Genomic DNA, 22,866 nt, shown 5'->3' with positions numbered 1-22,866 from the left:
GTTGATCAAACGTCTGCCCAGGCGCAGGGGCGGGCCATGCCGACCACGACCTTGCGCGCTCCGCTGAACGGCTCGCGCGCATGCGCGCACAACAGGTTGTCGAGCATCAACACGTCGCCCTGTTGCCAGTTGAAGGTCTTCTTCTCCGCAAGATACGCGTCGCGAAGTTCCTGCATCACCGGGTCGGGAATGGGGCTGCCGTCGCCATAGCAGGTCTGGTTGGGGAAAGCGCTGTCACCGAAGCCCTCCCTCAGTTGGTGCTGCAGTCGCTCATCCAGGGTGGTGACATTGAAGAAGGTGGCATGATTGAACCAGGTCAGCTCACCGGTCTGCGGATGCCGCGCGATGACCCGTCGGACCTGCCAGGTCTTCAACCTGCCGCCCGGCTTCCACTCCCACGCGATCGCATTATTGCGACAGTAGGCCTCGACGGCCGCAGGATCCTTGGTCCGGAATGCGTCCTGCCAGCTCAACCCGAGCCCGTCGCCGAAGTTCCGTACGTACATGTAGCCATCGCGCTCGAAGCGCTCACGCGTCGCTGAGGAGATCCGCTTGAGCACGGCACGGGTATCGGCGATCGGCGTCTGCCCGCCGGTTTCGCTGGCAACGACACACTGAAAGAAGATCCGGGTCGGAAACGAGATGTTGTAGGACTGTTCGTTGTGCAGAAAGATCGGGGATTCGGGCGGATGGTCGGTGGAGGTGTAGATCGCGCCCTGCACCTGGGTGCGCGGCGATGAGCGCTCGGTATAGTCCAGGGCTGCGCCGCTGGTGGTGGTGACGAACGCCTGGAATCCGGCCACATCCGTCGGGCGGAAGCCCCGGAACAGAATCGCGCCATGCTGGTAGAGGTTGTCGTCGATGAACCCGGTGTTCCCGCGCGCCCATTCAGCCAGGTCCAGACCGTCCACCAGCGGCTTCACCACCTGAGGGCACTGGCTGCAGCCATCCAGGTACGTGCTGCTGACCAGCGTCTGCTGCGACAGTCGGATCGATGCCTTGCGTTTGAAGGGAGACGCTGTACCGCGTGGTTCGACGGGGTGGCTCATAAAGAAGTTCCTCGCTCGTGCGCAGGGACCATGATGGCCTTCCTGCGCGCACTGAATTGGCCGCCCTTACCGGTCCGTGCAGTGTCACTCTGGCCGGGCATGGCCGCCGACATCCGGCCCTCCAGCGCGGGCAACAGGCTGCTCAGTCGTTGGTCGGGGTCGATGATCACGCTGTCCAACAACGTCATGTAGTCGGCATGCAGGCGCTCGATCGTGGCCGGCTCGAACAGGTCACTGCGGTAGGTCCACTTGATGTCCAGCGTGTCCTCCCCTTCGTAGACCCATACCGTAAGGTCATAGCGTGCGGTGTCGTTCTGCATGGCATAGACCGACAGCTCGAGATCGGCGGCATCCATGGAAAGCGGAAGCTGCGGCTGCAGGCCGAACGCCACCTGGAAGAACGGCGTGCGACCGGGCAGGCGCTCGGGTTTGAGTTCATCCACCAGCACGTCAAATGGCAACTCCTGGTGCGCGAAGGCAGCCACCGTCGTCTGCCTGACACGGGCAAGCAGCTGCCGGAAGAGCGGGTCACCGGACAGGTCGGTGCGCAGCACCAGCATGTTCACAAAACATCCGATGAGGTGTTCGACCTCGACGGGACCACGCCCGGAGATCGCAGAGCCCACCACGATGTCATCAGCGCCGGTGCGCTGCGCGAGCAGCATCTGGAAGCCAGCCAAGACCGTCATGAATAGTGTGGCTCCCTCCTGGCGAGCCAGTGCGCGCAGTCCGCGGACCTGGTCGTGGGAAAGAGGAAAGGTGCGGTAGTCGCCTCGCGCGGCGCTTCCGTCAACGCGCGGGTGGTCGGTCGCCAGCTCATGGCGTGCGTGGCTGCCGGCAAGCGCGCCACGCCAGTAGTCCAGCCGGTCCCGCAGATACTGACCGCGCATTGTTTCGCGCTGCCATTGCGCGTAGTCCGCGTACTGAACCGGCAGATCGAGCAGATCCGGAACCTCGCCGGACGCCAGGGCCTGGTAGATGCGTCCAATCTCGGCCTGCATGAGCTGGATCGACCAGCCATCGCAGATGATGTGATGGGCGGTCAGGAGCGCCACATGCTCACATGCGTCGAGACGCAGCAGCCGTACCCTGAACAGCGGCCCAGTGGACAGCTGGAAGGGCGTACTCGCCTCTTCATTCGCCGCCGCCTGCGCCAGCCGCTCTCGTTCCCCAGCAGGCACGGTGGAGAGATCCTTGAACACCAGAGCATGATCAGGCGTGGCCAGCACACGTTGGACTGGACGATCGTGCCTCAGCGCGAACACAGTACGGAGCGCCTCGTGCCTTGCAAACAGCAGCGCGATCGCCTTGGAGAATGCCTGGACATCGAAGGCACCCCGGATCCGCAAAGCGGCGGACATGTTGTAGGCGGGGCTCGCCGGATTGAGCCAATGGTCAAGCCACAGCCGCTGCTGCGCGAACGACAGCGGAACCTCGTCGGCGTGCGACGCCCTGCGCAGCGGCGGCGGGACCGGGCGCGCCACGCAGTGGCGCTGCCGTTGGATCCATTCTGCCAATGCTGCAAGGGTGGGCTGATGGAAGATCTCCTTGACCGGTACCTCGACCTGCAACTCGCGTTGCAGCCGGGATGCCAGCGCAAGCGCGTTCAATGAATGGCCGCCGAGCTCGAAGAAGTGGTCGTACCGCCCTACCTGCGCCACGCCGAGCAGCTCGGACCAGATGCTGGACAGGGTCGTTTCGAGCAGACCCTGGGGCGCTTCATAGCTGTTCGCGGCCAGCGCGGACCGGGCGGGTTCTGGGAGTGCGTGCCGGTCGAGTTTTCCGTTCGGTGTCAGCGGCAGGCTCGGCAGGATGACGAACGCAGCGGGGACCATGTACTCGGGCAATGATCCCGACAATGCCTTGCGCAATGTCGGTACGGACGGAGCACTCGCGTCCACGCCCACCACATAGGCGACCAGACGCTGCTGGCCGGCCGGGTCGTCGCGCGCAACCACGACGGCATCGCGAACCCCCGCCAGCCGGGCCAGCTGGGCTTCGACTTCGCCCAGCTCGATGCGAAAACCACGCACTTTCACCTGAAAATCATTGCGTCCTAGGTACTCGATGTTCCCATCCGGACGCCAGCGGCCGAGGTCACCGGTCCGGTAGAGGCGACCGTCCGTGGCGTCCTCAAGGAAGCGTTGGGCAGTCAGTGCCGGCTGGCCAAGGTAGCCTCTGCACACACCCAGGCCACCGATCAGTATCTCCCCGGTGACACCGATGGGAACTGGCCGCATCAGGGTGTCGACGATGTGGATCTGGGTATTGGCCACTGGTGCACCAATGTGCGCCTGGAACCCCTGCTCCCGCGACATCGCCACCCAGGTGGAATAGGTGGTGGTTTCCGAAGGACCATATAGATTGGCCACCCCCCGGACCCCAGTACGGGAAAAGATCCGTTCCACGAGCGCCCGCTTGAGCGGCTCTCCCGCCAGGTTGATCTGGATCACGCCGCGCAGCGTTTCGCCGCGTTCCAGCACGGCGTCAATGGCGGAAGGAACCGTGTTGATCAGGGTGGCGTGACCGAGCAGGGGGCCTGCGCTGACCAGATCCTCCACAAGCACCACCGTTGTGCCCGCCGACAGCGGCACAAACAATTCAAACACTGCCAGATCGAAATTGATCGAGGTGGAGAACAGTGTTCGTTCCAGTACGTCGCGCGGGAAGCTGCGCAGCCCCCACGCGACGAAGTTTCCTGCATTGGCGTGTTGGATCATCACGCCCTTCGGCCGTCCGGTGGAACCGGAGGTATAGATCACATAGGCGAGGTGGGAAGCCTTCAGCCCGACAGCAGCGTGGTCGGGGTTGGTTTCCAGATGCCCGTCAAGGAGGCCGGGCGTGTCCACGCAGACGACGCTTGCCGGGTGTTCGGGCAGCAGGCCGCACAGCGCCCTCTCGCTGAGGATGCAGTGCGGTGTACTGTCGGACAACATGTAGGCCAGGCGATCCGGCGGATAGCGGGGGTCGAGCGGAACATATGCCCCACCTGCCTTCAGCACGGCCAACAGTGCAACCACAAGGTCGACACCGCGATTCATGTAGATGGCAACGCGCGCCTCCGGGCCGACGCCGAGGGCAATGAGATAGTGCGCCAGCTGGTTGGAGCGGCGGTTCAGCGTGTCATAGCGCATCGCACCGGCATCGCTCAGCAAAGCGATCGCGGAGCCCGCATGGGCGGCCTGCCGCTCGAACTCGTGATGCAGCGCGCCTTCGCCGGCAGGCGCCTGCGTCGCATTGAACGTAGCGTGCATGTCACGCTGTTCGTGCCGCGACTGCAGGGGCAACTGGTCAACAGTGGTATCCCCCTGCCCCGCCATTGCCGCCAGCAACGTCTGCAGATGCACCGACCAGCGTTGAATGGTCGACTCGTCGAAAAGATCGGAGGAATACTCAAGCCAGCCGTGCAGTGCACCGTCGCGTTCGCTCAGCGACAGCGAAAGGTCAAACTGGGTCCGGTGGCGGATCGTCGCCAGCTCCACCACGTCAAGCCCGGCAAGCTCCATCCGGATCGACGGTGTGTTGTCCAGCGCAAGCAGGGTCTGGAACACCGGATTGTGCCCCAGGCTGCGCACCGGCCGTACTGCCTCGACCAGCTGGTCGAAGGGCAGCGCGTCGTTGGCGAAGGCGTCGAGTACGACGTCCTTCGCCTGCGCCAGCAGTTCGGTGACGCGCAAGGCGCCGTCGGCCCGGATCCGCAGCGGCACGGTATTGACGAACAGGCCGACCACCGGCTCCCATTCGCGCCGCGGGCGATTGGCCACCGGCGTACCCACCACGACGTCAGGCTGGCCGCTCAGGCGCGAAAGCAGCACCGACCACGCCGCCAGCAACGTCATGAACAGCGTTGCATCGTTGCGTTGCGCCAGATGCCGCAGCCCCTCGACCACGCTCGGCGGCAGGCGCAGGGCGACGCTGGCCCCGGCATGGCTCTGCACCGGCGGGCGTGGCCGGTCACTGGGCAATGCCAGCAGGGCGGGCGCACCGGCGAGCTGGCCCTGCCAGTATGCTGCCTGCTGCTCTGCCTGCCCGGGCGGCACCTGATCGCGCAGCCAGGCGGCATAGTCTGCGTACTGCAGCAGCGGGGGCGGCAGCGGATTGTCCCGGGCTTCGGTGAAGGCGGCGTACAGTGCCATCAGTTCGCGGACGAGAATCCCGACCGACCAGCCATCGGAGATGATGTGATGCTGGGTGACCAGCAGCAGGTGCTGGTCAGCCCGCAGCTGCAGCAGACAACCACGGATCAGCGGCCCCCCCGCGAGGTCGAAGGGCGCGAGCGCTTCCCGCCTGCTCCACTCGGCAATGGCGGCGTCGCGGACATGGGCGTTGCCGGCAGGAACGGTGTGCTCGCTCAGCACGAAGCCCGTGGCAGCCGGCGCAACCACCGGCACCGGTGCGTCACCTCCGCGGATGAAACGGGTCCTGAGCACCTCGTGGCGCGCCACCAGTGTGTCCAGTGAGCGACGCAGCGCGGCGTGGTCCAGTGGCCCTGTCATCATCAGCCGGGCGGGCATGTGATAGGCGGTGCTGGCCACCTTGTCCAGCTGGTCCAGGAACCACAATCGCTTCTGCGCCGGCGTCAGGGACAGCGGCACCTGTTGGTCACGGCGGGTGATCACGGCCGCCTCGGCAGGGCCGTCGGCCAGCAGGCTGGCCATGTCATCCAGCCTGGGATGGGCGAACAGGTCACGCAGCGACACCCCGGGGCAACCCCATTGGCGTATGCGGGCGACCAGGCGCACCGCGATCAGCGAGTTTCCCCCGAGGTCGAAGAAATGATCGGCGCGGCCGACCCGGGCCACGTCCAGCAGTTCGCACCACAGCTGTGCCAGTGCCTGCTCCATCCCTTCCCGGGGCGGCTCGTAAGCGCGGGCCGCCAGTGATTCCATGCCTGGCACCGGCAGTGCCTGCCGGTCCAGCTTGCCGTTCGGCGTCAGCGGCAGCGCCGGCAGGCTTACCACCGCGCTGGGCAACATCGCCTCGGTCAGCGTCCGTGCCAGTGCCTCACGCACCGTCGATACGGTCAGTTCCACCCCCGGCACGGTCACCACGTAGGCCACCAGGCGAGGGTCGCCCGCACGGTCCTCGCGTGCCACCACCACCGCATCACGCACGTGCGGCAACTGCTGCAGCTGCGACTGGACCTCGCCCAGTTCGATCCGCTGTCCACGCAGCTTCACCTGATCATCGTTGCGGCCGAGGTAGTCGATCGTGCCGTCCTGGCGCCAGCGCGCCAGGTCACCACTGCGGTAGACACGGCCGCCGGGATGGAACGGGTCCTCGATGAAGCGCTCGGCGGTCAGCTGCGGCTGGTTCAGGTAGCCACGCGCCACCTGCACCCCGCCGATCAGCAGTTCACCGGCCACCCCGATCGGCACCGGCTGCAGGTAGCGATCAACAATGTGGATCTGCGTGTTGGCGATCGGGCGCCCGATCGGCACCGTGGCGCTGCCCGGCTGGCAGCGCCAGCAGGTCACGTCCACCGCCGCCTCGGTCGGCCCGTACAGGTTGTACAGCGCCACCTGCGGCAGCCGCTCCAGCAGCCGGTCCTGCAGCGCCGCCGGCAACGCTTCGCCGCTGCACAGGATCTGCCGTACGCCGCCGCAGCCGCTGGTGTCGGCCTCGTCCAGGAACACCTGCAGCATCGAAGGCACGAAATGCAGCACGGTGATGCCGGCCGAGGCCATCAGGCCCGCCAGGTAGTGCGGGTCTTGGTGGCCACCGGGACGGGCCAGCACCAGCTGTGCCCCGGCCAGCAGCGGCAGGAAGAACTCCCATACCGAAACGTCGAAGCCGAACGGGGTCTTCTGCAGCACCCGGTCACTGGCATCCAGCGCGAACTGCTCCTGCGCCCACAGCAGGCGGTTGACCACGCCATCGTGCTGGTTCATCACCCCCTTGGGGCGGCCGGTGGAGCCGGAGGTATAGATCACGTATGCCAGGTGCTGCGGGGTCAGCCCCAGCGCCTGTGGGTCCGGGTCATGCACCGGTTGGCCGTCCAGCAGGCCGGCCTGGTCCAGTGCGATCACCGGCACCGACGCCGGCAGTACCGTCTGTACCGCCGCCTGCGTCAGCACGCAACGTGGCGCGCTGTCGGCCAGCATGTAGCCCAGCCGGTCCGGCGGATAGCCCGGGTCCAGCGGCACGTAGGCGCCCCCGGCCTTGAGGATGCCCAGCAGCGCCACCACCAGCGCGATGCCCCGCTCCAGGCACACCCCGACGCGGTCATCGGGGCGCACCCCCTGCCCGATCAGGTAATGCGCCAAGCGGTTGGCCTGTGCGTTGAGCTCGCCGTAGCGCAGCACCTGTGTGCCTTCGACCAACGCCACCGCCTGCGGACGGGCCGCGACCTGGGCTTCAAACAGAGCATGTACACAGCGGGCATCGGGGTAATCTCTTCGCGTCTGGTTGAAGCTGTCGACGAGGCGCTCGCTCTGCCCCGGGGGCAGGATCGGCAGCGATGCCACCGCCATCGCAGGCGCAGCGTCGGTCATTGCTTCAAGCAGGCCACCAAAACTGGATGCGAAATCTGCCATCACAGCCGCGTCAAGCTGCCCGGCGTCGAATCCGAACTCGCAACGAATCCCTTCATCCAGCTCCAGGGCCTGCAGACTGATCGCGATGCCTTCGATGCCGACATGCTGATGCATCGGGAACGGAGACAGTGATGCCTGTGCCCAGCGCGGCCGCGCCGCAGGATCGTCGCGCGTTGCCCAGAGCCGATGAATTCCCCCATCCGCGCGCGCCCGCTGCAACGAGAACAGGGCCTGGAAAACAGGATGTGTAGCACCCCGTGGAATGTGAAGCTGCTCTACCAGCGCCGCGAAAGGGTAGTCCTGGCGGGACATGCCTTGAAACGCGGCCGTCCTGGCTTGGCGGAGCGCCTCGCCCAGGCCTGGCGCACCCTCGAAGCGCGCGCGTAGCCCGATGACGTTGACGAAATCGCCGACAACCTGATCCCACTCACCCATCCCGCGGGCAGGCATCGGGCATCCCACCACGATGTCGTCCTGTCCACTGTAGCGATGCAGCAGGATCTGAAAGGCGGCCAGCAGGCAGGTAAAGAGCGTGCCACCATGGGCCACAGCCAGCGTATGCAGGCGCTCTGTGCACGAAGCGGGCACAAGAATCTGGGCAAACCGCTGCCTTTCCTGGCCGCCACCCGTGGGTTGCGCAAACGACACATCGAGTGCCGGCAACGGGCCCGCCAGCGCCTGTCGCCAGTAATTGAGTTGGCCCAGCGCTTCGGGGCCTTCCAGCCAGCGCTGCTGTGCCGTGACGTAGTCAGCGTAATCGAGCGCAAGCGCGGAGGTCTCCGCACACCCGTTCAAGTGGTCACCAAGCTCTGCCAGCAGCCGCCAGTACGCCCATCCGTCCAGTACCAGATGATCCGCCGCCAGGCAGAACACCGCCTCGTCTTCCCCGCAGGTATAGAGAACGGCGCGCAGCGGAGGCGAATGGACGACATCGAAGGGGCGGAGCGCGTCGTCGCGTACGCGGCGCACCAGGTCCTCCCCGCTCCACCCGGTGGCATCGATGCAATCGAACGGAACATCGGCGATGAAGTCAACGCTCTGCAGGGGTTGCCCGGAATCCTCACGGAAGCGAGCACGCAACATCGAATGCCGGGTCGCCAATGCGATCAACGCGCGGGAGAGTTCCTCAACGTCGATGCTGCCATGCAGGCGCGCGGCGAACACGTTGTTGTGCTGCCCTTGCCGTTGCGGAGCCCACTGATACATGAACCACCGCGCACGCTGGGCATGCGACAGGTCGAACCAGTACCGTTGGCTGTCACCGCCCATGGTCGTGCCGTCAGGCATCGGCGTTCGCCTCATCGGCTTCACCGGACGCTACACGTCCATCCAGGAATCGCGCCAACTCGGCGACGGAGGGATGGTCGTACATCCACTCCAGCTCAATCTCGATCCCCAATGCATCCTGCGCCCTGCGCATGAAGCGCAGGCCCGCTATCGAATCCAGCCCCAACGCTGAGAACGCTGTTTCTGCAGATACCTGCCCGGCATCCACGTCCATCTCCCGGCGCAGAATCTCAAGCAGCAACTGTTCTGTAGTACGCATCCCTGCCTCGTTGAGATCAAAACCAACCCAATGGAGCCGCCGTTGTTGACGCGCGAGCCGTTATCAAACCGCAGCACCTGCCGCAGCCTGCGAGAACGCTCCTGCCAGGTGGTCCGCGCGGCATTGCGAACGCCGCACCTTGCCACTCGATGTCCTGGGCAACATGCCAGGCCTGATGAAGACAATGTCGGTGACCGTGAGGCCGTGACGAGCGAACACCGCGGCACGGATGGCGGATTCCATCTGCAGCCACGCATGGGTCTGCCGCAGACCCTCGCGTTCAATCTCCGCAACGATGACAAGCCGTTCGCCGCCGGCCGTGTGTTCCATCATGAATGCAGCCACCCCGCCGCGCCGAAGCAGCGAGCACGCACTCTCGGCGGATTCCTCGATATCCTGTGGCGCGACGTTGCGGCCGTTGACGATGATCAGGTCCTTCAGCCGCCCGCAGACAAAAAGTTGCCCGTCCTCCAGCCAGCCCAGGTCACCAGTCCTGAGGTAGCGCGCCGCCGGTTCGCCGCTCAAGCGCGCATGGAACACTTCACGGGAAAGCGCTTCGCGCATCCAGTAGCCCTGCGCAACACCACTTCCGCGCACCCAGATCTCGCCAATCTCCCCCTCGGCCACTGGCTGCCCGGTGCGGTGGTCGACGATGCGCAGTTGCGTGCCCGCTGCAGGTTCGCCGCAGCACACCACGTCCACACCGTCGCGGGCCGTCATCCGGGGCACCTGCCCCAGCCGGTTGCCGGTGATGAACAACGTCGCTTCGGCCATGCCGTAGCAGGGATAGAATGCCTCCGGGCGGAATCCAGCGGCCGCGAAACGCGCCGCGAACCGCTCGTAAGTGCGCGCGCGGATCGGCTCGGCACCACAGAAGGCCAGCGTCCAGCACGACAGATCAAGCCCCTGCAGGTCGGTGTCACTCACTTCCCGTGTGGCCAGGTCATAGATGAAATCAGGCCCGCCACTGGTGGTGATGCGAAGGGCCGAAATCAGGCTCAACCAACGTTCCGGGTACTGCACAAGCTCCGATGGCGGAATGAAACTGGCCTGGCAGCCGACAAACATCGACTGCACCACGCCCCCCACCAGGCCCATGTCATGGAAGAGCGGTAGGCCGATCAGTACCGACGAGGCGAAGGACATACCCATCGACCCGCGGATTGCTTCACTGTTTGCCATCAGGTTGGCATGACTGACCGCAACGCCCTTGGGATCCCCCGTGGAGCCGGACGTATATTGCAGAAATGCCAGGTCGTGCCCGGAGCCCATCCTGGGAACGAGACCCGGATTCTCGAAACCGGACGGCTCGCGAATATCGAACAGGTGCACGCCGGCGAATTTCGCGCCAGCCCCCAGGGCCTCCTGCATGGGAAAGTCGCAGATGATCGCTACGGCCCGCGAATCCTGGACCAGCAACCGCAGCCGCTCCCGAAGAAGCTGACGGCGCGGCGGAGCTGTCGGCACCGCGACCACACCCGCCAGCAGGCACGCGTAGAACGCGACAACGAATTCCTGCTGCCCCTTGCAGACCAGCAAAACGCATTGGCGATGCCAGCCGCGCTCGATGAATGCGGTCGCCAGGCTGCTGGCGCGTTGCCAGAGTCCGTTGAACGTAAGAACCTGCGGCTCGCCACGACCCTGGAAGAAGCGATAGGCAATCCGATCAGGGTGGGTCTGCCAGCGTTCTCTTACCAGTTCCGGGAGCAACTGCATGTCATCGGCCCCATGACCGCGCAAGGACGGCTGCGCTCTGGTGTGTCCACGATCTCAACCGGGATCGCCGCCATGCACATTGCGGGACGGGCCAGCACCAACCTTGAAGTGCATCGAATTCCATTTCGTTTCATCCATTTCCGTGAGGCATACCGCAACAAGGATCGGAACAACGTCGGACAAATCACTGTCCGCAGCCGCGTCGCATTCAGATCGACACCTGCGGACCCTCCTCCATCGCACCGGCGTAGTTCATCAACGGCGAGTGCATGGGCAGGCATTCCCTGCAGCATCTGCATGCAGGACCTAGCAGACACTATCGGCGGGAATTCGAATAGTCAACATAATCGGGGCAGGATGGACGGGCCAGCGGGATCCGGCTTTTCTGAATTGGCACCGCACTACATCACGATGTGAAATCGGCGGTGTCCAAATCAGCTATTGCGCACTGCATCACGAATACTGGCGTTGAATTCGTCGATTCGCGCCTATCATGCGGGTCAGTCTGCATGGCGATGGAACAACCCAAAAAGGGGGAATGCATGAAACTGGGCATCGGACGTCTGATTGGCACCACCGTACTGGCGTCCAGCGTTGCTTTTTTCGCGCTGGCACAGACACAAGGACGGGTGAACCAGCGCACGCCGGGCCCTGCGCCCGCGCAGGCCCTGCACGGCAGCGCAGAGGCAGCCATCGACCTTCCTGCTGATCTGGCCGGCCTGCTTCGCGCTTATGAACAGGCGTGGCAACGCAACGATGCATCCGCGCTCTCGCTGCTGTTCTCGGAAGATGGATTCGTCCTGCAGAACGCGAGGCCGCCGGTGCGCGGCCGCGAGGCCATCCGTGCCGTCTACAACGGCCAGGGTGGAAGCCCGTTGCGGTTGCGCGCACTCGCCTACGATGTAAGCGGGGACAGCGGTTCGATCATCGGCACCTATGGGTTTGGACAGAACACGACCGAAACCGGAAAGTTCACCTTGACACTGCGGCGCACGGCGGACGGGGCCTGGCTGATTCGCTCGGACATGGAAAACATGAATCGGCCGGCACAATCTTCTGTAGCGGCCACCTGCCTGCCAACGCCCCCCGACGTGCGTCCTGAAGACGCCGTGCGCTAGCGCATTGCATCTACGGTAGAAACTTGTTGATGTGACAGACTCTGGTATAGAGTCGCCCAGATCGGGACGGACCCGGGCGGACAGAAGGAAGCAGGGATGCTTGGACCGCAACTGGATCATTCAACGCGCGCCGTCGCGCCACCGGGTCATCTGCTGCGACCTGCCCGCCAGACAGCATCGCATCCCACAGCCGGACATGTTTCTCCTGCGCCCGTGATCATTTGCCCGCAGGCTGCGCGCGTGTGCCTTGCCGCACGCTCCTTGCCGGCCCACTCATTCTTCCGTGCCGACCAGACACCATGACGACATCACTGGCAACGTCGATTCGCCTTGCCCTCTCCCTCGCCCTGCTCGGAGGGGGCGGCACCGCACGGGCAGCGCCGCAGGACGCCGGCAAGGAGCAGAACACCGTCGTACTCGAAACCGTTGAAGTATCAGGGACCTCAGACACCGGCATCCGGCGCGAGGAAGTCACCAATCGCATCAGCATTGGCCGTGAAGAGATCCAGCGCCACAACGATGATCAGCTGAGCAGTACGTTGCGACGCCTTCCGGGGGTGACGGTCACTGCCGAAGGTGTCCGCATGCGCGGACTGGGGGGCGGTTACGTGCAGATTCTTCTGGACGGAGACCCCGCACCCACTGGTTTCTCCCTCGATTCGATCCCACCGGACCTAGTCGAACGTATCGAAATCCTGCCTACCGCCATCGCCGAGTACAGCACCCGCTCGATCGCCGGAACCATCAACATCGTCCTGCGCAAGTCGGCGAGCACCCGCCAACGCACGCTTAAATTGAATGCAGCCAAGGCGGGCGCGGAGTGGTACCCCAGCGCCACCCTGCTCTTCTCCGGAAAGCGGAAAGGATTTTCCTGGTCATTGAGTGGAACCGCATCCAATCCCAAGGATCGCCTGAATGGAGTTATTGACGATGAGGCCACCGACAGTTCCGGGGCAACGCTCTACGAGCGTCATACGCGGGAACGCTATGAGAGCGAAAACAAAACCCTGAATCTTGCGCCGCGGCTCACGTGGGACTTCGGCGAGAGCAATTCATTCAGCTGGCAGAGTCTGCTTCAGTATGGCAAAGAGGAATGGTCCCGCGACCGCAACGAGGAGGTGCTCGCGGGCGGTCCGAGTGAATATCCGCGCAACATATGGATCAGCGATTCACGCACGCTGTCTGCCAAGACCGATGGCAACTGGACGCGTGAAATCGGCGAGGGAGATAGCCTGAACATCAAGTTCGGCGTGAATTACCTCAAGCGGGACACCGATTTCGCTTTCCTGGGGTTCGCACCGGCGGGCGATTTCGCGCTGGATCGCAAAGTTGTGTCCGACGCGATCGATACCAGCTATACGACCGTCGGCAAGTACGTAACCCACGTTGGCAACAAGCACAGCATGACCTTCGGATGGGATGGCGCCTACACGCATCGCAGCGAAAGCCGACTCCAGCATGATCTCGCCCCGGATGGCACGCTGCTGGACCTGATCGATGAGGACTACAGCGCCGGCATCAGCAGAATCGCCCTTTATGCGCAGGACGAATGGCAGACTGCCGCGCGACTGCAGACCTACCTCGGCCTGCGCTGGGAGGGCTGGAACACCTCGGTGAGTGGCCGCACCATCGCCCGCATCAGCAACCGTTCGAGTGAGTTCAGTCCGATCGCGCAGATGGTCTGGAAGCTATCGGAGAACAGTAAGGACCAGTTGCGGTGGGGTGTCGCACGCACGTTCAGCGCGCCGCTGCCGAGGCGGCTGGTGCCACGCCGCTATACGGTAAACAACGGCAACGGCCCCACCAATCCCGACCAGCAGGGCAACCCTGGCCTTCGCCCTGAGATCGCCTGGGGCCTGGACGCAGCCTATGAGCACTACTTTGGCAAGGACGCCATGGTGAGCCTGGGCGGCTACGTTCGCCGGATCGACGACGTCACACTGGAGTCGCTGTTCGAGCAGGACGGCATCTGGATCTCGATGCCCTTCAATGCGGGCAAGGCGCGTACCCATGGGCTGACGCTCGAAGCCAAGTTCGCCTTGAGCGATCTGATCCAATCCACGGCGGATATTCAGTTTCGTGGCAACCTGACACGCAACTGGTCGCGGGTTGATGCGGTTCCCGGCCCGGACAACCGGCTGGCGAACCAGACTCCGTTCAGCGGCACCTTCGGCGTTGAATGGAAGATGTCGGAGCGGTTCTCGAGCGGCATGGATTTCAGCTATGTGGGAAGCAGCTTCAATCGCCTCAGCCCGGTCTGGAGCATGTCGTCGTGGCCAGAACGCACGCTCGGCGCCTACGCGAACTGGAAAATCGACGCGGCAAGCAAGATCACGCTGTCACTTTCCAATTTGCTGCACCAGACGCAGTCTTCGCGCGTCAGTTATCAGGACCCAGACGGCACGAGCTCGCGGTATTACGGCACCGACAGCAATATAGGCATCAAGCTGCTGTACGAGCGCCAGCTGTGAGTGACCTTAACGATGCTTTTGGTGGAAGTCCGTCACTAGGATGCTTTTCCGGGTCTTTCAGGTCTCGCCTCTGTCGGAATTTCCGCAGAAGTACTCACACGCAGGCGGAACAGCTCCCACGGTGGTGTAGCGGTCCACGGATTCGCAATGCGGATGGCGATAACGATGCCCGGCGCTGAAGGCAATTACAAGAGGGCCAATCTAGGTCATGAGGAGTGTTCATGCCGGACGCAAGGAAGTTCAGCGCAGAATTCAAGCGCGGTGCGGTTGAGCGGGTAGGCCGGCCGGGTGTGAGCTGTGCCCAGGCCCAGGGGCGGAGGATCCGAGATACGTTGCTGACGCGCTGGAAGCGCGAGGAGCAGGGTCAAGGGTGAGTCGTCTTCGCTGATCCTTGTTGCTTGATCGCACTTGTAACAAGTGTGCAGGCCCGTCAGGACCGCAAAGCGCTTCTCGCCAGATAGTTCAGCCCATGCTCCTACTCAGGCAGCCCGCCTAAGAGGTCAGACGCGGACATAAGTCCAAGACTTGAGTGTAATGACCCACCGCTTTCTGCTCAGGTCACGCGGTTAATGTAGCCGCATAGGCCGCATCTGGGGTCATCATCTTCAGCGCCTGATGAGGGCGCTGTTGGTTGTAGAAGGCGATCCAGTCAGTAACACCCGCAGCGCGTGGGTCTGGCTCTCGAAGCGATGCCGGTGCACGCATTGCTCTTTGAGCGTCCGGATCACGCGTTCGACCATCCCGTTCTGCTGCGGGCAGTGTGCTGTAGGAGGTAACGGCGGCGCGATAGGCGTGACATTCGCACCGGGGAAGTACCAGGAGACAGCCATGACGGGATCATGGAACCGCGACCTAGATCTGGACCTATGCGCGATTCGCAGATGGGGGGGGGCGCGCACCTGATCTCCCTCATCGAGCCGTGGGAGTTCGATGAGCTCAGGATCGTGGCGCTGCCTGAGCGAGCAACGGCTCTAGGTGTCATATGGCATGGCCTTCCAATTGTGGACGGCGGAGCTCCCAGCGAAACCTTCCTCAAGCAATGGCGTGTACTTGGGCCGACACTCTATCAAGCGCTACTGGATGTGCCCGCGAGATGGAAGCCATGGTGGACAGCGCCAGATTGGAGCGCTCGCTCGGGCGAGTCTACCCCGAGCTCCCGTGGACCGACCGAGGCAGGCTATGATTCTTACGCTCAGGCCTCCGCTGACAGGCGTGCTGCTCAAAGTGCCGCTGTCCTCGACCTTGCGCCAGACATTGGCCGGACACGCCAAGAAGACCGGGGTGGGCGAGAGCGATGCCCTGTGCCAATGGCTCGCCCTGTACCTGGAGCGGACCCACCTGCTCCCTGCGTGTCCGGTAGATGCTTGGCATGCCTAGCTGCCCCCCCATCCGGACATCCTGCGACCTGGTCGTTCAAGTGCGGGGAGCGCCAAGAGGGGAAGGCATGAGCGTGGTGGAGTCCATCCGGCGGGTAGTTACAGCCCACGCGTTCTGAGGCCCAACTTGGCCACGCCCGGCGGATGCCACTTTCCCTTCGCCAAGCGCCTTTGCACGAAGGCTTTATAGAGCTTCGGGGAGGGAGGGTACGGTCGGAGACCACGCCCATTGAGCGGCCCTGTTGGATCAATCGCCAAGAACGTCCTGGCTCGCGGCTTCAAGGTCAGTGAACCAAATCGCGCGTGGGTGACGGACATCACCTACATCCGCACGTACGACGGCTTCCTGTACTTGGGGTAGTGCTTGATCTGTTTTCGCGTCAGGTTGTTGGATGGGCAACCCGACCAACTCAGCATACGGACTTGGTTTTGCAGGCGCTGTTGGCTGCAGTGTGGCGGCGCAAACCAAGCCCCGGGCTTCTGCTTCACTCCGACCAGGGAACCCAGTTCACCAGCGAAGATTGGCAGAGCTTCCTGCGCGAACACGACATCGTGTGAAGCATGAGTCGACGAGGAAATTGCCATGACAACGCAGCGATGGAGAGCTTCTTCCAGCTACTGAAGCGGGAGCGTATTAAGCGGAGGATCTACAGCAATCACGACGAGGCACGGGCCGGCATCTTCCAGTACATCGAGATGTTCTACAACCCAAAACGGCGGCACGGTTCCAACGACGGGCTGTCCCCGGTAGAGTTTGAGAAGCAGTACGCACTAAACGGTTGACGACTGTCTACAAAACCCTGGGCGATTCAATCCGCAAATTAAGCTGCCCTGTAAGGCGAGCTATTTTTCAAGGGGCCAGCGACAGGGACGATGTCCTCAGCCGTGCCGGTTCACACGATGCTCGCAATACGAGCAGTTGACCAGGGTATCCATTGGGAACGACCCAATCCCCCTGGCCGCCGCTTAACCCTCTTTGACATTGACCAATACCCGCGTGACATTGGGCTGGGCGTGCCTCCGCGAACGGGAGCAAGCTACAATTCGTTAAGTTGCGGATAGAATCCGCTGATGCCTAGGCCAGTCCGCGCCAGCAATTGCACAGGCGCATGACCGCGCGTTATCGTGCGCGAAGATCGGCTGCGCATCAGCGTTTCTCATTAGCGATAAGGGGAAGGAAAATGGCAAGGATAACCATTACTCTTAAGGACTTTGCGAGCTACTCGGAGGCGACTCCGGCGACACTAGTGATCGAGAAGCCAATCGCGATGATCTACGGCACGAACGGTTCCGGGAAGAGCACGATCGCACGCGCATTGAGACATCACAGTAATCCAGCGTTGGGGCCGGCAGGAAAATGCCAGATCTCCGTGACCGGACTGGCAAATCCTGAGATCCTCATCTACGACACTGACTACGTGGAAGACACTTTTCAGCCCAAGGAAGGAGCCGGCATAAAGGGTATTTTCACACTGGGGAAAAAATCTGCGGAGGACCTTGCCGCGATAGCGGAAGCTGAGCAGTTGCTCACGGTGGCCCAAGCAAAACTCCCAGAGTTGGAAGCGCAGATTGTCCAGATTGGCACATCGCTGGATGCAGCAGAGGTTGCGGCAAAGGAAGCCACTTGGCAGATCAAAAAGGACTATGCACTTAGCCCCCTTAGGTTCTGCTTGGAAAGTGAATCCCTGCTGGGGGACAAGGGTCGCCTGCTCACGCACCTTCTCAAGGTCCCCACTGCTGACGGAAGCCATTCACTAGAGGAATTGCTCGCCACTGCACACGAGCTTGACGAGGACAACCCCACGGCAAAGCCGGAACCGGTTACGGAAGACTTTGTACACTTTGCACTGGAAGGCGATCCAACTCTCGGAGCCGTGATTGCGCCATCTACCGACAGCAGACTATCTCCGCTTATCGATAGGCTAGCATCGCAGAACTGGGTTAAGGAAGGCATTGAACTGTCGGCACAAACACAGGGTATTTGCCCCTTCTGCCAGCAGACTGAGCCTCATGACCTCAAGGCTGAGCTAGAGCGGATGTTTGATGATGCGTACGAATCGTCCACCTCTCATATCAATCACCTAGTCGATCAATACACCGCCGTGGCCGCGAGTCTCGAAACACTGGCTTCCAGCCCGGCTCTCCAGGACATCTATGCACTAGAAGACGCCGGCCTCCAGGTAATCCCCCCGCAGGTTAGTAGCAGCCAGAAGTGGAATTTTCTCGTAACCTAACCCGAGGAGATCCCATGAAGAAATCACGATTCACCGACAGCCAGATCATCGCCGTACTCAAGCAGGCCGAGGCCGGCACGCCTGTCCCGGACCTTTGCCGACAGCATGGCATCAGCTCAGCGACGTTCTACAAGTGGCGCAGCAAGTTCGGCGGCATGGATGCGTCCATGGTGTCCCAGCTAAAAGAACTGCAGGACGAGAACCGGCGGCTGAAGAAGATGTACGCCGATGCCCAGCTCAGTGCCGAGCTGCTGAAGGAAGCGCTCTCAAAAAAATGGTGAGGCCATCTCAGCGTCGCGAGATGGCCAGACTGGCGGTCCAGGCAGGCATCACCAGCATCGTTCATGCGTGCAGGACGTTCGAGGTGAGTCAGACCTGCTACCGCTATCAGGCCAAGGCCTGCCAAGAAAATGCGATCATCGCTGACTGGTTGCTCAGGCTGACCAGCGCCTACCGCGATTGGGGCTTTGGGCTGTGCTTCCTACACCTGCGCAACGTGAAGGGCTTCGCTTGGAACCACAAGCGCGTGTATCGGATCTATCGCGATTTGGAGCTGAACCTGCGCATCAAGCCGCGTAAGCGCATCGTCCGAGAAGTGCCGGCGCCGCTAGCGGTTCCGAAGGCGGCGAACCACACTTGGTCGATGGATTTCATGCACGACCAACTGGCTGATGGACGCAGCTTCCGGATGCTCAACGTACTGGATGATTTCAACCGGCAGGGTCTGGCGATGGAGGTCGACATCTCCTTGCCTGCGGCGCGCGTTATCCGCAGCTTGGAACAGATCATTCAATGGCGCGGAAAGCCTCGCGCCATACGCTGCGACAACGGGCCCGAGTACATCAGCGGAGCGCTGCAAGCATGGGCCGAGCAGCAAGGCATTGCGCTGCTCTACATCCAGCCAGGCAATCCTCAGCAGAACGCCTACATCGAACGCTACAACCGGACCGTGCGTTACGCTTGGCTTGCCAGCAATCTGTTCAATGACATCCAGCAGGTCCAGGACATCGCCACCCGTTGGCTATGGACTTACAACCACGAGCGCCCGAACATGGCGCTCGGCGGCATCACGCCAATGCAGAAGCTTGCACTGGCAGCGTAGTTCCACTTTTGGCGACCGCTAAAAGCGGAGGGATTACCCAAGTACCTCTCAAAGCCTCCTTCCGCAGCGTAAAGGCGTTGGCGATCTCTGGATACGCACTTAGCGTAAACCTGGAATATGCAATGCCCGTCGTCCTCTCCACTGCAGCGATAAGCAGGCCCCATGTCAGCTTGCCCTTCCAGCCGTCAATAGCATCGAGGACGCTACCCACGAGATCCTCTGTGAGGTCAGGAGCACGTTTCTTCTTCATTTGGCTAGCTTCAAATTCTTGGACCTGGACAAACTACGTTGAACTTCACTGCGGTCTACGATCAGTGCTGCATTGACGATGTTCAGCCGAATGCGTGCACCAGCGGAAACTGAATTGTCCTCCAATATAGCCAGCAGCGAATCAATTCTCTCCAGCGTCAGCTCCTGATGCTTCACCCATGTGTCTGCGCCGTACTCCTCTTCTTCAAGTGCAAGCTTGGCAGCCACCAGAAGCGACTCGGTCTCCTTCTTCAATGCACGCAGGTTCCGCTCCTTCTGCTCCTCCCCCTTCACGCACTCCTGCTCCTCGCAATTGATGCAATCGCGATACATCGGACATGGCTCGCTTGCGAAATCATGCACGCACCAGCCAAACGCGGTTGTGTGGGCGGCTGAGGCACCCGCCTCGGAGAATCGGCTTCGCAAGATGATGTGCTTGGACGGCTTGTCGACCAGATTGGCCATGAAGCCAGATGCGATGGCTTGACTCACTGGAGCTTGGACTTCGTCAGAGGTCATATGGTCGTATGCGCGGTTCTGCGCTACGTCCTTGCGGCCGGAGAAGATCGCAATCTCGACGTCACTCATACCTCCCATCTGAGCAAGCATATTCAAGTAGTGCCGAAGCGAATGCGTGTTCATGTTGATTGGGGTGCCGTCATCCTCGGCATATCCGAATCGCGTGAAGATGGACGGCTGGCCATCATGCGTAGTAAGCGCGTTTGCGATCGCCCCGTAGTCCACGCAACTGAACATACACGTATAGGTACCCCTGTGGGCATGAAGCTCATTGACAAGCACAACACCGATCGAGTCCCGACATAGCAGGTTAGGCGCACCAGGGACAAATGGAAATGTGCGAGGAAGCATCGCGATCACTGCCTCCTCTACATCTGAAAAACGAAAGCCCATCTGCCTTCCCCCCATCTGAACTGGTTCAAGCTTCTTCGCGCTCCTCGCCCAATGAAATGCAGAACGGAAAGCACTCTCGTCACCCCAAAGTATCAGCGCAATCTGAGCCGGAATCAGAACCTCTACCCCTCTAAGATGAGCTACATCATCACCTAGAAACAGCACGCCCGGATTCTTCGTGTACCACGCAGAAACTCGGTTCGCCGCATGCGTTGCAATCAGAAGCTTCCTCAGAGCTTCTCTCGCGATAGATGCCATCTGCGTGGGCAGCCACTTGATGGTGTCCTTCGCTCCCTTCGATCCCGGCCACCGGAAGCCCAGCTTTGCCTGAAAGCGCCCCGAGCCCTCAACTATGCAATTGCGCTCCAGTCGCAGCGCTTCGTTGATCCGTTCCGGCGCGCAGCTCAGAAGGGCCGAATAGCTCGAAACAAGGACGTCCAGAGGCTTGACCGCTTCTTGGAATATGCCACCGAGCCCGCGCAGCGCGGCAGCTGATGGCAGCTTGTCCTGTCGCGCCTGCATGGCCTGCTCGGATATTCGGGAACCGAGCTCCTTCGGCTTCACCAGGCTGCAGTTCCAATTCTGCGTCAGGCTGATGAAATTCTTTTCCCTCATGAACTTCGCAATGAGCTCCAGCTGGCCACCAACCCTATATGCTACCGAGGGCGAAACCGATCTCACAGCAAGCTCAACCGCACTATCCAGAACACCGATGTCAACTGCGGTCGGCCTAGATGCCTTGTTCCCCTGGCGCAAAGCGGCTTCTAGAAAGCGTAGAGCAGACACTCGAATGCTCTGCGAGACCACCGGCCGACAATCGTGAAGATAAATCAGAGTGGCCTTCGCAAAATCCAGAAATGGCTGTGACATCGTCTCGACGCTTCGCCCGCCCCGCACAGATTCATAGGTACTGAAGACTGCCCTGTGTACTTTGTTGTGGCCCTTAAAACTACCCAGACTCCAGACATCGCTATCGAACTGACAGTTTGCTCCTAGGACCTTGCTTTTGCGGCAAATCGTTATGAACTGTTGAATGTTCTCGCGCGGCTCAAGCTCATCCCTCGGCGTAAAGTGGAGTACATTCTTTGTCATATAGCCACCCCGCCGTCCCGCTGCTTCCGCACGTGCGCACAGTCTGCAATGACCTCCCGGATTGCCATGATCGCGAGATTGTTGATCGCCGCCATTCTAGGATCTGCTGCCCATTGATCACGCTCTCGCTCGAGGCGGGCCAGGACCAACTCGTGTGGACCGTCAAGCCAAGGTTCAAAGCGGAAGCATGTATAACAGGCAACCGGTTTATTCAGCGCACACCCCCGCCCACCGGCAGAGCAACTTGCTAACGGATTACTGGATACGCGGAAATCAATGATTCGGCTGCCTGCCCTACCCGCCTGTGTAGCTTGTTCTTCAGCATCGATCATGCGGCCACGGAAGGCTCGGGCCAGCGGAGCGAGCTGCTCTCCCATGGCGTGGTCAATGTTGTCCACGATGTCCGGAGATGCCTCAAAATACACGTCTACGTTCTGAAGGTCGGCATGACCCAACCTATCAGCGATCTCAGCCTTACTTGCCCCCTCTTCGGCTAAGCGCGTGCCGTACGTGTAGCGAAACCTCCTCGGATTGATTGGGATCTTCTCGAAATCCAGTCTGGAGGTAAGCGGAGCGATAGAGCCAAGAATTGTGCTGAAAATTCGACTCAATAGTTGTTGCGTGCAGTGGCCAAAGAACGGATCACCTTCAGCCCTTTGATCCCGACGAGGCCGACGCCACATCACCTCTTCCTGAAGAAAAAGCGCTGATTCGGCATCGCAATCAACACGACTCTCGATAAGATCAAGCACCAAGCGCGCAGTCGGATGGCTAATGGGGAATACCGTGAATGACTCGCGAGAGTGATCGAGGCCATTCTTTACTTGAGGAAGCTCCAGCAGATATGAGCCATTGACGCACGTGAAATCCTTCACCTTCAAGGATGCGAGCTGGGAGATCCGACCGCCTGTAGCGAACAGAAGTCGTGTTAAAACCAGTACCCAGAGAGGAATCTTCTCCTGCCCGTAGGCAGCATCTACTGATCTGTAAAGAGCAACGTACTCTTCATCTGAGTACGGGCCTTCGACAGGACAGCTTTGTCTTACTGCCCGGCCTTTGGCATTTCCTGGCTTGCGCCTTTCCCGAAGATACTCGGCGCAGTCGGCACGAACACCCGGCAACCCCAGCTTGACCCACTTTTGAATCAGTACATTCAGCCAACCTACGCGCCATGCCTCGTCTTCGGCCAACCGAGCCCTATAGGAAGACAAGTCCTCGACGCCAATTGATTCGACGGGCGACTCAAGTTCGGTTTCGCGGAGAAAATGGAGAAATTCGTTGAAGAGGTTAAGGGCGTATGTGGGAGCATTGCTTCTTACGAGGATGTGCAGCGTGTACTTTAATGATTCCACGAACTGATTGTCATGCATCGAAAGACGACTAAAGTCCATACGGATTGAGAACACACCGTCAACCCACTGCCACACGTCATCTCGAGGATTAAACACCAGGCCACTCCGAGTCA

At 61.5% G+C, this 22,866-nt stretch carries 14 protein-coding genes and 2 pseudogenes; 7 read left to right on the top strand and 9 right to left on the bottom strand.

The window, feature by feature from the left end:
- Positions 1–5: 5 nt before the first annotated feature.
- The 4 genes from AC3IR9_RS05390 to AC3IR9_RS05375 all read right to left on the bottom strand — a co-directional run bounded on the left by AC3IR9_RS05390 (position 6) and on the right by AC3IR9_RS05375 (position 10,847).
- On the bottom strand, positions 6–1,049 hold the full coding sequence (locus AC3IR9_RS05390; protein ID WP_489294532.1) for a TauD/TfdA family dioxygenase: 1,044 nt from the start codon (positions 1,047–1,049) through the stop codon (positions 6–8).
- The gene (locus AC3IR9_RS05385; RefSeq protein WP_489294531.1) at positions 1,046–8,872 is read right to left on the bottom strand and encodes an amino acid adenylation domain-containing protein; all 7,827 of its coding nucleotides are present in this window, start codon (positions 8,870–8,872) and stop codon (positions 1,046–1,048) included. The genes AC3IR9_RS05390 and AC3IR9_RS05385 overlap by 4 nt, the downstream gene beginning before the upstream one ends.
- Entirely contained in the window at positions 8,865–9,131 is a 267-nt protein-coding gene (locus tag AC3IR9_RS05380) for an acyl carrier protein (RefSeq protein WP_489294529.1), read from the bottom strand. The genes AC3IR9_RS05385 and AC3IR9_RS05380 overlap by 8 nt, the downstream gene beginning before the upstream one ends.
- A 63-nt stretch (positions 9,132–9,194) precedes the next feature.
- Positions 9,195–10,847: a fatty acyl-AMP ligase gene (locus tag AC3IR9_RS05375; protein WP_489294527.1), complete on the bottom strand. Its 1,653-nt coding sequence runs from the start codon at positions 10,845–10,847 to the stop codon at positions 9,195–9,197.
- Between the two features lie 542 nt (positions 10,848–11,389).
- On the opposite strand from AC3IR9_RS05375, the gene AC3IR9_RS05370 reads away from it, so the two are divergent.
- The 3 genes and pseudogenes from AC3IR9_RS05370 to AC3IR9_RS05360 form a co-directional block, all read left to right on the top strand.
- Positions 11,390–11,965: a YybH family protein gene (locus AC3IR9_RS05370; protein WP_489294525.1), complete on the top strand. Its 576-nt coding sequence runs from the start codon at positions 11,390–11,392 to the stop codon at positions 11,963–11,965.
- Positions 11,966–12,264: 299 nt separating this feature from the next.
- Positions 12,265–14,436: a TonB-dependent receptor plug domain-containing protein gene (locus AC3IR9_RS05365; protein WP_489294524.1), complete on the top strand. Its 2,172-nt coding sequence runs from the start codon at positions 12,265–12,267 to the stop codon at positions 14,434–14,436.
- 221 nt (positions 14,437–14,657) lie between these two features.
- Positions 14,658–14,807: pseudogene (locus tag AC3IR9_RS05360) on the top strand (transposase); the annotation flags it as partial.
- A 187-nt stretch (positions 14,808–14,994) separates the two neighbouring features.
- Here AC3IR9_RS05360 and AC3IR9_RS05355 read toward each other — a convergent pair.
- On the bottom strand, positions 14,995–15,081 hold the full coding sequence (locus AC3IR9_RS05355) for a hypothetical protein (RefSeq protein ID WP_238982061.1): 87 nt from the start codon (positions 15,079–15,081) through the stop codon (positions 14,995–14,997).
- Entirely contained in the window at positions 15,042–15,266 is a 225-nt protein-coding gene (locus AC3IR9_RS05350) for an integrase core domain-containing protein (protein WP_489295953.1), read from the bottom strand. Before AC3IR9_RS05350 ends, AC3IR9_RS05355 begins: the two co-directional genes overlap by 40 nt.
- A 349-nt stretch (positions 15,267–15,615) precedes the next feature.
- On the opposite strand from AC3IR9_RS05350, the gene AC3IR9_RS05345 reads away from it, so the two are divergent.
- From AC3IR9_RS05345 to AC3IR9_RS05330, 4 genes and pseudogenes are all read left to right on the top strand, one after another.
- The gene (locus AC3IR9_RS05345) at positions 15,616–15,813 is read left to right on the top strand and encodes a hypothetical protein (protein WP_489294522.1); all 198 of its coding nucleotides are present in this window, start codon (positions 15,616–15,618) and stop codon (positions 15,811–15,813) included.
- A 204-nt stretch (positions 15,814–16,017) separates the two neighbouring features.
- Positions 16,018–16,595, top strand: a pseudogene (locus AC3IR9_RS05340) (IS3 family transposase); the annotation flags it as partial.
- 398 nt (positions 16,596–16,993) lie between these two features.
- On the top strand, positions 16,994–18,046 hold the full coding sequence (locus AC3IR9_RS05335; protein WP_489294521.1) for an AAA family ATPase: 1,053 nt from the start codon (positions 16,994–16,996) through the stop codon (positions 18,044–18,046).
- A gap of 14 nt (positions 18,047–18,060) precedes the next feature.
- Positions 18,061–19,148 (top strand): IS3 family transposase gene (locus tag AC3IR9_RS05330; RefSeq protein WP_489290575.1). Its coding sequence is split into 2 segments (ribosomal slippage): positions 18,061–18,313 and positions 18,313–19,148, totalling 1,089 coding nucleotides; the frame shifts between segments, so codons are not numbered across the junction.
- Here AC3IR9_RS05330 and AC3IR9_RS05325 read toward each other — a convergent pair.
- Genes AC3IR9_RS05325 through AC3IR9_RS05315 form a run of 3 tightly spaced genes read right to left on the bottom strand, consistent with a single transcriptional unit; the run spans position 19,114 to position 22,849 of the window.
- Positions 19,114–19,398 (bottom strand): hypothetical protein, encoded by a 285-nt coding sequence (locus AC3IR9_RS05325; protein WP_489294519.1) that lies wholly within the window; start codon positions 19,396–19,398, stop codon positions 19,114–19,116. The two genes, AC3IR9_RS05330 and AC3IR9_RS05325, sit on opposite strands and share 35 nt — an antisense overlap.
- The gene (locus AC3IR9_RS05320) at positions 19,395–21,401 is read right to left on the bottom strand and encodes a hypothetical protein (protein ID WP_489294518.1); all 2,007 of its coding nucleotides are present in this window, start codon (positions 21,399–21,401) and stop codon (positions 19,395–19,397) included. The genes AC3IR9_RS05325 and AC3IR9_RS05320 overlap by 4 nt, the downstream gene beginning before the upstream one ends.
- Positions 21,398–22,849, bottom strand: coding sequence for a site-specific integrase (locus tag AC3IR9_RS05315; protein WP_489294516.1), 1,452 nt, complete (start codon positions 22,847–22,849; stop codon positions 21,398–21,400). Before AC3IR9_RS05315 ends, AC3IR9_RS05320 begins: the two co-directional genes overlap by 4 nt.
- Positions 22,850–22,866 lie beyond the last annotated feature (17 nt).

The organism is Stenotrophomonas sp. GL_101, from assembly GCF_057835675.1.
This window is presented reverse-complemented; position numbering and strand designations above follow the sequence as displayed.